Origin of the sequence: Mesorhizobium sp. M0491 (assembly GCF_040321265.1) — a bacterium.
GTDB lineage: Bacteria > Pseudomonadota > Alphaproteobacteria > Rhizobiales > Rhizobiaceae > Mesorhizobium.
On sequence record NZ_JAMYRE010000046.1, the window covers coordinates 1 to 13,719 of the forward strand.

General features: G+C 62.3%; 18 protein-coding genes. 9 read left to right on the forward strand and 9 right to left on the reverse strand.

The window, feature by feature from the left end:
- The first annotated feature begins 130 nt into the window (after nt 1–130).
- From arfB to NKI69_RS32960, 3 genes are all read left to right on the forward strand, one after another.
- On the forward strand, nt 131–568 hold the full coding sequence (gene arfB / locus NKI69_RS32950; RefSeq protein ID WP_023810634.1) for an alternative ribosome rescue aminoacyl-tRNA hydrolase ArfB: 438 nt from the start codon (nt 131–133) through the stop codon (nt 566–568).
- 91 nt (nt 569–659) lie between these two features.
- Nucleotides 660–1,133 (forward strand): peptidoglycan-binding protein LysM, encoded by a 474-nt coding sequence (lysM, locus tag NKI69_RS32955; protein WP_352723392.1) that lies wholly within the window; start codon nt 660–662, stop codon nt 1,131–1,133.
- Between the two features lie 165 nt (nt 1,134–1,298).
- Nucleotides 1,299–1,928, forward strand: a complete 630-nt coding sequence (locus NKI69_RS32960; protein WP_352723393.1) for an alpha-ketoglutarate-dependent dioxygenase AlkB family protein — start codon at nt 1,299–1,301, stop codon at nt 1,926–1,928.
- Here the strand turns inward: NKI69_RS32960 and coaA are convergent.
- The 9 genes from coaA to hisB all read right to left on the reverse strand — a co-directional run bounded on the left by coaA (nt 1,915) and on the right by hisB (nt 7,758).
- A complete protein-coding gene (gene coaA, locus NKI69_RS32965; RefSeq protein WP_027039969.1) occupies nt 1,915–2,874 on the reverse strand; it encodes a type I pantothenate kinase in 960 nt (319 codons plus the stop codon). The genes NKI69_RS32960 and coaA overlap by 14 nt on opposite strands.
- A 23-nt stretch (nt 2,875–2,897) precedes the next feature.
- Nucleotides 2,898–3,221 carry a phosphoribosyl-ATP diphosphatase gene (locus tag NKI69_RS32970; protein ID WP_128302728.1) on the reverse strand — a complete coding sequence of 108 codons (324 nt, stop codon included), beginning with the start codon at nt 3,219–3,221 and terminating at the stop codon, nt 2,898–2,900.
- 70 nt (nt 3,222–3,291) lie between these two features.
- A complete protein-coding gene (gene hisF, locus NKI69_RS32975; protein ID WP_023810638.1) occupies nt 3,292–4,086 on the reverse strand; it encodes an imidazole glycerol phosphate synthase subunit HisF in 795 nt (264 codons plus the stop codon).
- Nucleotides 4,083–4,919: an arginase family protein gene (locus NKI69_RS32980; RefSeq protein WP_352723394.1), complete on the reverse strand. Its 837-nt coding sequence runs from the start codon at nt 4,917–4,919 to the stop codon at nt 4,083–4,085. Before NKI69_RS32980 ends, hisF begins: the two co-directional genes overlap by 4 nt.
- Nucleotides 4,916–5,665 carry a 1-(5-phosphoribosyl)-5-[(5-phosphoribosylamino)methylideneamino]imidazole-4-carboxamide isomerase gene (hisA, locus tag NKI69_RS32985; RefSeq protein WP_352723395.1) on the reverse strand — a complete coding sequence of 250 codons (750 nt, stop codon included), beginning with the start codon at nt 5,663–5,665 and terminating at the stop codon, nt 4,916–4,918. The genes NKI69_RS32980 and hisA overlap by 4 nt, the downstream gene beginning before the upstream one ends.
- Before the next feature lie 4 nt (nt 5,666–5,669).
- Entirely contained in the window at nt 5,670–5,960 is a 291-nt protein-coding gene (locus tag NKI69_RS32990; RefSeq protein ID WP_352723396.1) for a DUF1330 domain-containing protein, read from the reverse strand.
- Nucleotides 5,961–6,025: 65 nt separating this feature from the next.
- Nucleotides 6,026–6,676, reverse strand: a complete 651-nt coding sequence (gene hisH, locus NKI69_RS32995) for an imidazole glycerol phosphate synthase subunit HisH (protein WP_352723397.1) — start codon at nt 6,674–6,676, stop codon at nt 6,026–6,028.
- Nucleotide 6,677: 1 nt separating this feature from the next.
- Complete coding sequence (locus NKI69_RS33000; RefSeq protein ID WP_027039976.1) at nt 6,678–7,154, reverse strand: DUF2628 domain-containing protein; 477 nt, start codon at nt 7,152–7,154, stop codon at nt 6,678–6,680.
- Nucleotides 7,155–7,158: 4 nt separating this feature from the next.
- On the reverse strand, nt 7,159–7,758 hold the full coding sequence (gene hisB, locus NKI69_RS33005; RefSeq protein ID WP_352723399.1) for an imidazoleglycerol-phosphate dehydratase HisB: 600 nt from the start codon (nt 7,756–7,758) through the stop codon (nt 7,159–7,161).
- 242 nt (nt 7,759–8,000) lie between these two features.
- Here hisB and hslV point away from each other — a divergent pair, with 242 nt between their 5' ends.
- From hslV to NKI69_RS33035, 6 genes are all read left to right on the forward strand, one after another.
- Nucleotides 8,001–8,552, forward strand: a complete 552-nt coding sequence (gene hslV, locus NKI69_RS33010; protein WP_023810644.1) for an ATP-dependent protease subunit HslV — start codon at nt 8,001–8,003, stop codon at nt 8,550–8,552.
- A 71-nt stretch (nt 8,553–8,623) separates the two neighbouring features.
- Entirely contained in the window at nt 8,624–9,136 is a 513-nt protein-coding gene (locus tag NKI69_RS33015; RefSeq protein WP_352723401.1) for a GNAT family N-acetyltransferase, read from the forward strand.
- Entirely contained in the window at nt 9,133–10,293 is a 1,161-nt protein-coding gene (locus NKI69_RS33020) for a hypothetical protein (protein ID WP_352723403.1), read from the forward strand. The genes NKI69_RS33015 and NKI69_RS33020 overlap by 4 nt, the downstream gene beginning before the upstream one ends.
- A gap of 52 nt (nt 10,294–10,345) precedes the next feature.
- Nucleotides 10,346–10,945 (forward strand): DUF2585 domain-containing protein, encoded by a 600-nt coding sequence (locus tag NKI69_RS33025; RefSeq protein ID WP_023810647.1) that lies wholly within the window; start codon nt 10,346–10,348, stop codon nt 10,943–10,945.
- 4 nt (nt 10,946–10,949) lie between these two features.
- Entirely contained in the window at nt 10,950–12,263 is a 1,314-nt protein-coding gene (gene hslU / locus NKI69_RS33030; RefSeq protein ID WP_352723405.1) for an ATP-dependent protease ATPase subunit HslU, read from the forward strand.
- Nucleotides 12,264–12,494: 231 nt separating this feature from the next.
- Complete coding sequence (locus NKI69_RS33035; RefSeq protein WP_352723407.1) at nt 12,495–13,454, forward strand: DUF1402 family protein; 960 nt, start codon at nt 12,495–12,497, stop codon at nt 13,452–13,454.
- Nucleotides 13,455–13,719 lie beyond the last annotated feature (265 nt).

The following is a 13,719-nucleotide window of genomic DNA, read 5'->3' on the forward strand; positions in this document are numbered from 1 at the left end:
AAGGGCTGGCCCCTGTGCAATACAGGAACCAGCCCTTAAACCTACCAACTCAATGAACCGTCCAACTTTATGGGGTCAGTTCATTCGATCGGGCCTTTTCTTTTTCGATCCGCCGCGCCATGACTGCGGCATGGCGAGCGACGACAACATCATCATATCAGGCGATGCGGTTATCCATCCGGGCGACCTGCACGAGGATTTCATCCGCTCGTCCGGCCCCGGCGGCCAGAACGTCAACAAGGTGGCGACGGCGGTGCAGCTGCGCTTCGACGCGGCCAACGCAACGGGTCTGTCGGAGCGCGTGCGCGAGCGGACGATCAAACTTGCCGGCCAGCGTGCCACCAAGGACGGTGTCATCGTCATCGAGGCAGGCCGCTTCCGCACCCAGGAACAGAACCGGGCGGATGCGCGGGCACGGCTGACGGCATTGGTCGCCAAGGCCGCCGAACCGCCACCGCCGCCGCGCAAGAAGACACGGCCATCGAAGGGCGCCGTGGAGCGGCGGCTGAAGAGCAAGGCCGGGCGCGGCACGATCAAGAAGCTGCGCGGCCGGGTGGAGAACGATTAAGCACCACACCAATCACGCGCACAAAACGACTTCCCATTTTGGGCCGCAGATGCAAGGTTCAACCATTGCCATTAGCAAGGGAGACCCAAGGATGGGCATGTTCGATTTCGTCAAGAGCGTCGGCAAGAAACTGGGCATCGGCGGCGACGACGAAGCCGCACCCACGGCCGACACGCTCAAGAAGGAGCTCGATTCGCACAAACTCGGCACCGATGGCGTCGAGGTCGTCGTCAAGGGTGACACGGCGGTGCTGAAGGGCGTGGTCAAGGATCAATCGATCTTCGAAAAGGCAGTCATCGCCGTCGGCAACACGCTCGGCGTCTCCAAGGTGCAGGCGGACGAATTGCAGGTCGCGCCAGCGTCTGGCACGGCCGCCGCCCCGGCCAAGGAGCCCACCTTTTACACGGTGAAGAAGGGCGACAATCTCTGGAAGATCGCCGAGAAAAGCTACGGCAAGGGCCAAGGCGTCAAGAACACGGTCATATTCGAGGCCAACAAGCCGATGCTGACCCATCCCGACAAGATCTATCCGGGCCAGGTGCTGCGCATCCCAGATCTCGCCTGATCAAGGCGATGCCAATTTGCGAAAAGCAATTCCAGGAAAAGTGTGAAACGGTTTTCCGTCCGGAATTGTGCCAAACAAAGAGTTAGAACGGCGGCTTTCGGGTCGCCGTTTTCATTTGATCGTGACATTTTACGGTTCCGAACCATCCGGGAGGTGACCGAATCCGTGCTCGTTCTGCCCAAAGGTGTCCGCCACATGCCGGCTTACCTGTCACGCAGTGTCCAGGAGACGCTGGTCGATGAGGTGCGAAGCATCGTGCAGCAAGCGCCGCTGTTCGTGCCTGCCATGCCGCGCACCGGTAAGGAGATGAGCGTGCGCATGACCAATTGCGGCCCGCTCGGCTGGGTCACCGACAAGGAACAGGGCTACCGCTACCAGCCGACGCATCCCGCGACAGGCTCACCATGGCCGCCAATCCCGGAGGCGCTGCTCGAGCTGTGGCGGCAGGTATCGGGCTATCCCAATCCACCGGAAGCGTGCCTGATCAATTTCTACACGCCGGATGCAAAAATGGGGCTGCATCAGGACCGCGACGAGGCTGATTTTTCGGCGCCGGTCGTCTCCGTCTCACTGGGCGACGATTGCCTGTTCAGGGTCGGCCAGACGACGCGTGACGGGGCGACCCGGTCGTTCAGGCTGCAAAGCGGTGACGTCGTGGTGCTCGGCGGCGAGGGGCGGCTGTGCTTTCACGGCGTCGATCGGATCTATCCCTCGACCTCGGCACTGCTGAAAAACGGTGGGCGGATCAATCTGACATTACGACGGGTGACGGAGCCGGCCGTCACAGCTTCCTGAGCGCCACTTCCTCGATCAGGTGGTCGGCGCCCTTGCGCAGGATGAGGTCGGCGCGCGCTCGCGTCGGCAGAATGTTCTCGCGCAGATTCTTCAAATTGATGTTGGTCCACAGGCCTTCGGCGATGGCGCGCGCCGAACCCTCCGACAGCTGCGAATAGCGGTGAAAGAAGGAGTCCGGGTTGCGGAAGGCGGTCTCACGCAGCCGCATGAAGCGGGAAATGTACCAGTTGTGGATCAGCTTTTCGTCGGCATCGATGTAGATGGCGAAGTCGAAGAAGTCCGACAGGAAAGGGACGATCTTGCCGTCCTGCGGCAGCTTGCCGGGCTGCAGGACATTGATGCCTTCGAAGATCAATATGTCGGGCCGGTCGATGGTGACGAACTCGCCAGGAATGACGTCATAGGTCAGGTGCGAATAGACAGGCGCGCGGACATCGGGCAGCGCCGACTTGATGCCCGACAGGAAGCGCAGCAGCGCGCCCACATCGTAGCTGTCGGGGAACCCCTTGCGCTCCATCAGGTTCTCGCGGCGCAGGACCTCGTTGGGCAGCAGGAAGCCGTCGGTGGTGATGAGATCGACCTTGGGGCTCGACGGCCAGCGCGCCAGCAGTTCCTTCAGCACGCGTGCGGTGGTCGATTTGCCGACGGCGACCGAACCGGCGATGCCGATGATGAAGGGCGTCTTGACCACGTCGACCGCGTTGAAGAAGGCCTGGCGTTGCCGAAACAGCAGCTGGCTCGCTTCGACATGCGCGGACAAAAGCCGCGACAGCGACAGATAGATGCGCGTGACCTCTTCGAGATCGACCGGATCGTTGAGCGAGCGCAGGCGGCGGAATTCGTCCGCGCTCAGCGTCAGCGGCGTGTCGGCACGGAATTGCGACCATTGATCGGCGGAGAAGAAACGAAAGGGGGAATATTTCTCGGTTGGCGCGAGCTGATCCATCGAGATACCTGCCCTCCTCGCGGTCAGCCCTTGGGCCGTGATGCCTTCTCGGCGATGCCCGAACGCCGGGTGCGGCCTTCGAGTTCCCTAAGCACGTCGCTCAGCGGAACCCCGGAGAGGCCGAGAACGACGAGCCAATGATATATAAGATCGGCACTTTCCGAAACGATGGCCGGTTTGTCGCCCTTGACGGCGGCAATCACCGTCTCGACCGCCTCCTCGCCGAGCTTCTGCGCCGCCTTGTCGATGCCGCGCGCGAACAGTTTTGCCGTCCACGAGTCCGGGTCGCCGGAATGGGCGCGTTCCCCAACGATTTTTTCCAGATCGGAAAGCGAAAACTCAGCCATGGCGTCATCTATCTGCTTGTTTAAGCGTGATCTTTTCCGAAAACCGGTTCCCACTTTTCGGGATCATGCTTTAGGGCCGATTATTCACAGAGTCCAGCCGCATCGGCAGCCCCGCGGCGGCCATATGTGCCTTGGCCTGCGCTATCGTGTAGGTGCCGAAATGGAAGATCGACGCCGCCAGAACCGCGCCGGCATGGCCGTCGCGAATGCCTTCGACCATGTGGTCGAGCGTGCCGACACCGCCGGAAGCGATCACCGGCGCGCGCACGGCGTCTGATATCGCGCGGGTCAGCGCGATGTCGTAGCCGGCCTTGGTGCCGTCCCGATCCATCGAGGTCAGCAGGATCTCGCCGGCGCCGCGATCGACCATTTTCCGGGCGAACTCGACCGCATCGATGCCGGTCTTTTCGCGGCCGCCATGGGTGAAGATCTCCCAGCGGTCGGTCTCACTGGTGCTCGACACCTTCTTGGCGTCGATGGCGACGACGATGCACTGGTTGCCGAACTTGTCGGCGGCCTCGGCAACAAAATCCGGGTTCTTCACCGCGGCCGTGTTGATCGACACCTTGTCGGCGCCGGCCAAGAGCAGCTTCCTGATATCGGCGACCTGGCGCACGCCGCCCCCGACGGTCAGCGGCATGAAACATTGTTCGGCGGTGCGTGCGATGACGTCGAAGATGGTTTCGCGATTGTCCGACGAAGCGGTGATGTCGAGGAAGCAGAGTTCGTCGGCGCCGGCCGCGTCATAGGCCTTGGCCGCCTCGACCGGATCGCCGGCGTCGACGAGATCGACGAAGTTGACGCCCTTGACGACACGGCCGTTCTTGACGTCGAGACAGGGGATGACACGGGCTTTCAGCATCAGCGGCCCTCTATCGTGGCGATGAGATCGTTCAGCAACTGGCCAACCAGCGGCGGAACATCGGCCTGGGCGTCGAAGGCCGGGTCGTAGGCGGAGACGGTGATGCCGACGACCGGCACCGCCAGCGCCATGGCGCAAGTGGCGTCGCGCAGCTGTTCCGGGCTCGGGCCGCCCGAAGTGATATAGCGGTTGGCCTGCAGCTCCCGGGGATCATGCACGTCCATATCGAGATGCATGTGCACGCGTCTGGCGCCGGCGATCTTCAGTCTTTCGGCCGCCTGGGCCACCCCGGAGCATTCCGTCCGCACGATCGGCAAGGTCTCGAGAAGCTGTCTTTCCGCCGGATCGAGATCGCGCGCGTTGACGAGCACGCAACGCGACGGATCGATCGGCCTGAAGCCGGGAATGGCCGACGCCATCGGCCGCCAGCACAGGCCAAGCACCGTCGCCAGCGCCATGCCGTCGAGAAAGCCATATGTGGATGTCTCGGGCGTGTTCAGGTCGCCATGCTGGTCGGCCCAGATGATCGCATCGGCGTCTTCGCCGGCGACCGCGCCGGCGCTGGTCAGGCAGTTTCCCGCAAGGACGATGGGAAACCGACCGGCGTCACGGGCAAGGCGAACCTCGGTCGCAACCGCGTTGCAGACGGCAAAGCCAGTGGCGATCTCGCGCTCCTGATCGTCTCCGACCTTGCCGATGTCCCCGACCGCGACGTCGTGACCGGCCATCGTCAAGGCTTCGACGAGCCCGCCCGAGACCAGCGCGTCCGGACCTTGGCCCATGCCGCCATGGTAATGGCCGCTGTCATAGGAGGCCAGGATGATGGAAATTTTCACGTCCGCGGCTCCGCCGCTGGCCGGCCCTGCAGGATCGCCAGCGCCTCGGCCGGATCAATGCGACCGTCATAGAGCGCGCGCCCGGAGATCGCGCCTTCGAGCTTTTGCGCATCGGGCATGGTCATGCGCACGATGTCGGCGATCGATGCGAGGCCGCCCGACGCGATGACCGGGATCGACACGGCCTCTGCGAGGTCGATGGTGGCGTCCCAATTGATGCCGGTCAAAACGCCGTCGCGGTCGATGTCGGTGTAGATGATGGCGGCGACGCCGGCGCCCTCGAATTTCCTGGCCAGTTCGACGACGCCGAGGCTCGACGCCTCGGCCCAGCCCTCGACGGCGACCTTGCCGCCCTTGGCGTCGATGCCGACCGCGACCTTGCCCGGAAACGCCTTGCAGGCCTGCTTGACCAGGTCGGGATCGCGCACCGCCACCGTGCCGAGGATGACGCGGGCCAGCCCGCGATCGAGCCAATCCTCGATCTGCGCCAGCGTGCGGATGCCCCCGCCGAGCTGCACCGGGTTCTTCGTTGCCTTGAGGATGGCGCCGACCGCCGCACTGTTGACGCTCTGGCCCTGGAAGGCGCCGTTGAGGTCGACGACATGCAGCCATTCGAAGCCCTGTTGCTCGAAGGCTCGCGCCTGAGCGGCAGGATCGTCGTTGTAGATGGTCGCGGTCGCCATGTCGCCGTGCCTGAGGCGCACGCACTGGCCGTCCTTGAGGTCTATCGCCGGGAAAAGGATCATCCGTTCAGGCGCCTTCCACAATGGCGAAATGCGACGTCGAATAGAGGCGTCGGAACTTCAGCGCCGCCTGGTATTCGGGCGAATGGAAGCAGGCGAGTGCGACCGCATAGCTCTCGAACTCGATGATGACATGGCGATTGCCCGACGGCCCTTCCGGGCTCGACGACTGACCGCCGCGGGTCAGGAATTTTGCGCCATATTTGTCGAAAGCCGCTTTGTTGGCGGCAATGTATAGCGGATAGTTTTCCGGATTGGTCACCTCGACCATCGCCATCCAGTAGCCCTTCTTGCTCATCGGTTTTCCCTTTGCTTGAGCATGATCTTTTCCGAAAACCGGGGTCCACTTTTCGGGATCATGCTCTAGGGCCTCCAGCGCAGGAAATTGGTGATCAGCGCCAAGCCCAGCGCCTGGCTCTTTTCCGGGTGAAACTGCGTGCCGACGAGATTGTCGCGGGCGACGGCCGCCGTCACCGGGCCGCCATAGTCGGCGACCGCCAGAACCTCTTCCGCCTTGCCCGCATCGAGATGGTAGGAATGCACGAAATAGGCATGCAGCCCGCTTGCGCCAGTCGGTATGCCGGCAAACAGCGGATGCTGGCGCTTGAGCTCGATCGTGTTCCAGCCGATCTGCGGGATCTTCAGCGTCGGATCGGCCGGCGTGATCTCCTTGACGTCACCTGATACCCAGCCGAAGCCGTTGGTGATTGTCTTTTCCAGGCCGCGCTCGGACATCAGCTGCATGCCGACGCAGATGCCCAGGAACGGCCGGCCCTTGACGATCGCGACCTCTTCGACGGCTTCCCACATGCCTTCGACGGCCTGCAGGCCGGCCGCGCAGTCGGCATAGGCGCCGACGCCGGGCAGGACAATGCGATCGGCCGTGCGCACCCGCTCGGCATCTGCGGTCAGGTCGATATCGGCCGATATGCCGGCTTCCAGCGCGGCGCGCTCGAAAGCCTTGGTGGCCGAGCGCAAATTGCCCGAGCCGTAGTCGATGATCGCAACCCGCATGTCAGCTTCTTCCCGGAATGTGGGTCAGCCCCAGCGCCATGCCCGGCTGCGCTGGCCGCGCCAGGGCAGCATCGGGGACCATGCGCGGCGCCGGCACAACCTCATCGGCAAGCGCTTCCGCTTCCAGCGCATAGCGTGTGTCGGCGTCGTCGAGCCAACCGGCTTCGACCGCGCCCCATTCGTGCCAACCGCGCCGGCGAAGTGCCGCGATGCGCAGGCCTTGCCCTTCCAGTCCGACATAGAGCGAAACCAACAGTGACAGCAGCGAGCCGGCCAGACCAAGGCCGAGCTTCTGGCCCAGCATCGAAAGCAGGCCCATGACGACGAAGGCAAGCGCTGCCTCGATCCACAGCCTATGCCAGGCGAACCATAGCGGCGGCACGAGCAGACCCAGCCAGGTGAAGCCATCGCGGACAAAGGCCGTTGCATCGGCCTTCTCGCTGCGGCCTGGCGGTTCCATCACGACATAGGTGGCCATGGCCTTATCCCTTCAACGATCCCTTGGTGGAGGGAACCGCATCCGGCTGGCGCGGATCGCGTTCGAGAGCAACGCGCAGCGCGCGCGCCACCGCCTTGAAGCAGGTCTCGGCGATGTGGTGGTTGTTGGCGCCGTAGTGATTGGTGACATGCAGCGTGATGCCGGCATTCTGCGCCAGCGCCTGGAAGAACTCGCGCACCAGCTCGGTGTCGAAGGTGCCGATCTTCGGCGATGAGAAGGAAACCTTCCAGACCAGGAAGGGACGGCCGGACACGTCGATCGCGGCGCGCGTCAGCGTCTCGTCCATGGCAAGGTCGATCGAGGCATAACGCATAATGCCGCGCCGCTCGCCCAGTGCCTTGGCCAGCGCCTGGCCGAGCGCGATGCCGGTATCCTCGACCGTGTGATGATCGTCGATATGCAGGTCGCCCTTGGCTCTGACCGTCATGTCGATCAGGGAATGGCGCGAGAGCTGGTCCAGCATATGGTCGAAGAAGCCGACCCCCGTGGCGATATCCGACTTGCCGGAGCCGTCGACATGGACCGACACAGAGATGTCGGTTTCCTTGGTCTTGCGGCTTGCTTCGGCGGAACGGGGCGGCATCACTCTATCCTTGTCCCAGAGGTTCACATCGTGACCGGCTCAGAGGCTTCAAGCGCTCGCAGGCTTGAAAACGAAAGCCTTCTAGCAGCATGATCCGGCGATTGCCAGTTGCCTCTGACAGCGGTATCGGCCTTGCCAGAGAGCGATTTGCAATCACCGGCCCCATGCATACATATGGCCGATCAAAGTTACTCGTACCGCGCCAATCGCCTTATCGGGATGGCGCTGCTCGGAGCCAGGAAATGTCCAATGAACTGACCATGCACGCCACGACCATCGTGACGGTGCGCAAGGGCAACAAGGTGGTGATCGCCGGCGATGGCCAGGTCAGCCTTGGCCAGACCATCATGAAGGGCAACGCCAAAAAGGTGCGCCGCATCGGCAAGGGTGGCAATGTGATCGCCGGTTTCGCCGGCGCCACGGCCGACGCCTTCACGCTTCTGGAGCGGCTCGAAGCCAAGCTCGAACAATATCCCGACCAACTGACGCGCGCCTGCGTCGAACTCGCCAAGGACTGGCGCACCGACCGCTATCTGCGCCGGCTGGAAGCGATGATGCTGGTGGCCGACAAGTCGGTCTCGCTGGCGCTGACCGGCACCGGTGACGTGCTCGAGCCCGAATTCGGCGTCATGGCCATCGGTTCGGGCGGCAACTACGCGCTGGCCGCGGCCCGCGCGCTGATGGACAGCGACAAGGATGCCGAGGAGATCGCCCGCAAGGCGATGCAGATCGCATCCGACATCTGCGTCTACACCAACAACAGCTTCGTCGTCGAAACGCTCGATGTCGGCTGAGCGGGCCGACCATGATCCCGAAACGTGGAAACCGGTTTTCTCGGACGAACGGTTCCGTTCGTCCAGAGATCATGGTCCAACAAGAAGATAGCTATGATTTTCGGCCGGTGACCGAGAAAGACCTGCCGATGATCGCCGGCTGGCTCGCCGGACCGCATGTCGCCGAGTGGTGGGACGATCCCGAGATCGAGATCGCGCAGATCCGCGAGCACATCGACTCGATTTCCGTCGAGCCGCTGATTATCGAACTCGACGGCAAGCCGATCGGTTATCTGCAGACCTATGATCCGCATCTGGAGGACGGCCATCCCTATGCCGACCAGCCGTTCGGCACGCTCGGCATCGACCTGTCGATCGGCCGGCCGGAGCTGGTCGGGCTCGGCCATGGCTCGGCAATCGTGCGCCAGTTCGTCGAACAGCTTTTCGACGAAGGCGTGCCGCGCGTCATCATCGATCCTGATCCCGCCAATGTCAGGGCCATCCGCGCCTATGAAAAGGCTGGCTTTGTTGCCTTTGACACCAGAACATCGGAGTACGGGCCTGCCTTGATGATGGCGCGCGACGCGACGCAGGAGCCCAATTGATCAGCGCCGAAACACTCGACAAGGCAGTCGCGAAAGGTTTGATCTCGCAGACCCTGCGCGATCAGTTGGAGGCCATGGAACGCGCGGTCGCTCTCGCCCCCGAGGCCAGGCGCGCCGATGACGAGGGTGACGAGGAAAACCTGCGGCTGGTCGGCGGCGGCAACGATCTGTTCGTCACCGTTGGAACCGTTCTGCTCAGCGCCGGCTTCTTCTTTGTCCTCACCACCTTGCTTCCAGGCCAGACATTCTGGATCGCCGGCATCCTCGCGGTTTTCGCCTGGGGGCTTGCCGAAATTGTCACGCGTCAGCACCGGATGAAATTATCGTCGTCCGTGCTTGCCCTGATTTTCATGGCCGCCATTCTGGCCGCTCTGGCGCTACAGGTGGAGTCCAGCTTCGGCATACGCAAGCCGGAGACTATCTGGCAGCTATTGGCGTTGCGCCAGAAGGCGTCCCAGGCCGGATATCTGTTCCTGGGCGGAGGAATAATCGCGGCGGCGATCTATTTCTGGCGTTTTCGCGTCCCCATCATTGCCGGGGCTATCGCCATCGCCTTTACACTGCTTGCCTTCCTGCAAACGGCGATAATCCTGTATGACAGCGTGACAGCGGGTGCGATTGCGCCGCCGCGTATTGAGGATGTTCCCGAATTGCTCCGCGCGGCACTTTACATGCCGCTGATCTGCGGCCTGATCGTGTTCGCAACGGGTGTAGCTTTTGACATTTACGACAGGGATCGACGCAAGATCTGGTCTGATTGCGCTTTCTGGCTGCATGTCGTCTCGGCGCCCATGCTGGTGCATCCGCTGTTTATCATGGCAACCGGCCAGAACGTCGTATTCGGACATATCGCGCCGGATGCCAATGCAACCATCATGCTGACGATTCTGATCCTTGGCTTCCTCTATGTCGCGCTTGCCATCGACCGCCGTTCGCTTCTGGTTCCGACATTGGCTTACTTCGGCTCGCTGGGCATCTACTATCTGGTGAATTCCGCCTCCGATTCGACGGGTATCCCGCCTTTTGCCTTGATCCTGGTCGTTGTTGGCGCGCTGATTATTCTGTTCGGGGCTGGCTGGCAGCGTATCCGGCGGATTGTGGTCAAACCCACCTTGCCGGCTGCCGTGATCCGCCGGCTACCGCCGCTGAAGGCGTGACAAGGCTTTGTGATGATCGACACGGCGACGCGAAACGAGGGGGAATGAACCGATGACGACACCGGCCACGGAGAGCAGCTATTCGGCCTATGAAGACAGCTGGCGGATGGGGCTTCTGCTGGTGCTTGCCCTGGTCATCTTCCAGGCTGGGGCGCTCTACGGCATGGGGCGAGCGCCGATCTGCACCTGCGGCTATGTGAAACTCTGGCACGGCGTGGTGAACAGTTCGGAGAATTCCCAGCACATTTCGGACTGGTATACGTTCTCGCACATCATCCACGGCTTCCTGTTCTATGCGCTGGCCAAATTCCTGTTCCCGCGTTCGCCGATCGGACTGAGGCTGGCGTTCGCCGTCTTCATCGAAGGCGGCTGGGAGCTGCTCGAAAACAGCCCGTTCATCATCGAGCGCTACCGCGCCGGCACCATCTCGCTCGACTATTACGGCGACAGCATCATCAATTCGGTGTCCGACACACTGGCCATGGTGCTGGGATTTGTGATGGCGCGAAGGCTACCTATATGGGTGATCGTCAGCCTTGCCATCATCTTCGAACTCGGTACCGGCTATCTCATCCGGGACAATCTGACACTCAACGTGATCATGCTGCTGCATCCGTTCGAGGCCATCAAGCAGTGGCAAAGTGGAATCTAGTGATATGAGCACATTTTCTCCCCGCGAAATCGTTTCGGAACTCGACCGTTTCATCATCGGCCAGAAGGACGCCAAGCGCGCCGTGGCTATCGCCTTGCGCAACCGCTGGCGCCGCCAGCAGCTGGAAGGCCAGATGCGCGAAGAGGTGATGCCGAAGAACATCCTGATGATCGGGCCGACCGGCGTCGGCAAGACGGAAATCTCGCGCCGCCTGGCGCGGCTCGCCGGTGCGCCTTTCGTCAAGGTCGAGGCGACCAAGTTCACCGAGGTCGGCTATGTCGGCCGCGATGTCGAACAGATCATCCGTGATCTGGTCGAGATCGCCATCGGCCTGGTGCGCGAGAAGATGCGCGAGGACGTCAAGGCGCGCGCCCACGTCAACGCCGAGGAACGCGTACTGGAAGCATTGGTCGGCAAGACGGCGAGCCCGGCCACCCGCGATAGTTTCCGCAAGAAGCTGCGCGACGGCGAACTCGACGACAAGGAGGTCGAGGTCGAGGTCGCCGACACCGGCGCTGGCGGCATGCCCGGCTTCGAAATCCCCGGTATGCCGGGCGCCAATATCGGCGTGCTGAACATCAACGACATGCTGTCGAAGGCGATGGGCGGCAAGAAGACCAAGATGCGCAAGACGACGGTCAAGGAGTCCTACGATCTGCTGGTCAACGACGAGTCCGACAAGCTGCTCGACCAGGACGAGGTGGTGCGCCGGGCGCTCGATGCGACGGAGAATGACGGCATCGTCTTCCTCGACGAGATCGACAAGATCGCGTCGCGTGAAGGCGGCATGGGCGCCGGCGTTTCCCGCGAAGGCGTGCAGCGCGACCTGCTGCCGCTGATCGAAGGCACCACGGTGGCGACCAAATACGGACCGCTGAAGACCGACCACATCCTGTTCATCGCCTCGGGTGCGTTCCACGTGTCCAAGCCGTCAGACCTGTTGCCGGAATTGCAGGGCCGCCTGCCGATCCGGGTCGAATTGCGGGCGCTGGAGAAGGACGATTTCGTCCGTATCCTGACCGAGACAGAGGCCAGCCTGATCAAGCAGTATATCGCGCTGATGAAGACCGAGGGCGTCGACCTGACCTTCACCGACGACGCAATCGATTCGCTGGCCGGCATTGCCGTCGACCTCAACGCGAGCGTCGAGAACATCGGCGCAAGAAGACTGCAGACAGTGATGGAGCGGGTGCTGGACGAAATCTCCTACGACGCGCCCGACCGCAACGGGACCAGCGTCACCATCGACGCCGCCTATGTGGAAAAGCATGTCGGCGATCTCTCCAGGAATACCGACCTGTCGCGGTTCATCCTTTGAACGACGGCGCCGGAACGTTCCGGCGCCGGTCCAGGCAACATTTTCCGGCCAGCAAAATCATGTGTGGCCAGATGGTATCATCTGGCCAGCTTTCGTAGTGCCGGGTGAAGGGGCGCTCTCGACTCGACCAAGAGCTTTACCTAGTTTGCGCGGCAATTCTCGATCTCTTGGTTTGACGCAATTCCGGGAAACCGTTTCACACTTTCCTGGAATTGCTTGGGCGGCGGGTGCATGAAAAAACTGATCCTGGTCATTCTCGGCTTGACGCTGGCGGCGACGCTGTTCGCTGCCGAGGCAGCGACATTGGTGCCGCCGGGAAATCGCAATGCCGTGCAGCCCGACATTCCGGGCGCCTCCAGCCGGCGCACGCAAGCGACCAACACCAGCTTCCAGGCGAAGTACCGCAAGGTCTACGCCCTGCTGCAGAACGACGCCGAATTGCGCGGCAAGATCAAGAAGGCAGCAGCCACCTACGGCATCGATCCCTTGCACATCGTCGGCGCCATCGTCGGCGAGCATACCTACAATGTCGATGCCTATGACCGGCTGCAGACCTACTACGTCAAGGCGATCTCCTATCTCTCCAGCAAGCTGTCCTTCGCCTATGACGGCGAGGACATCACCGATTTCGTGCAGCGGCCGGAATTCAAGAAATGCGCAGGGATGTCCGACAGCTACGATCTGTGGGAATGCCGCGAACAGGTGTGGAACCGTTCGTTTCGCGGCAAGAGCGTCGGCGGGACGAACTTTCCCGACGACCGTTTCGGCGCCACCTTCTTCCAGCCCTATTATGCCGGCCAGACCTTCGGCCTGGGTCAGCTCAATCCGCTGACCGCCCTGCAGATGAGCGATCTGGTGCACAAGGTTTCGGGCCTGCCCAGGCTCGACGTCGGCGATCCCAATTCGGTCTACAAGACCATCATGGATCCCGACCTGACGCTGCCTTACGTCGCCGCGACGATCAGGAAATCGATCGATGCCTACAAAAGCATTGCCGGCTTCGACATTTCGGGCAATCCCGGGCTGACCGCCACGCTCTACAATGTCGGCAATCCGGAGCAGCGCGCCGACGCGCTGAAGGCGGAGAACGACAGGCGCCGCGCCGCCGGCGAGCCGGAAAAGCTGCCGGAAGAGAATTACTATGGCTGGCTGGTGAATGACAAATTGGCGGAGCTGAAGGCGCTGTTTTAGCGGGTTTGAGCTCAGGCCTCTACCTCCCGCTTGTGGGGAGGGTATCGCATATGGACTCTTGCGAAGAAGGACCCCCACCCTAACCCTCCCGACAAGGGGGAGGGAACGCTGTCGCGTGCCTTTTATTCTTCTTTGGCGCCGAAAAGTCAGGCGACTAGCCCAGGTCGGCGCCGACGGAAGTGGTAGTGTGCTGAGAGTTCTGCAAATTCGCTGAGAGAGGGCGGTCATGGCAGGCTGGTGATGTTCAACGTCACCGATTCCCGCG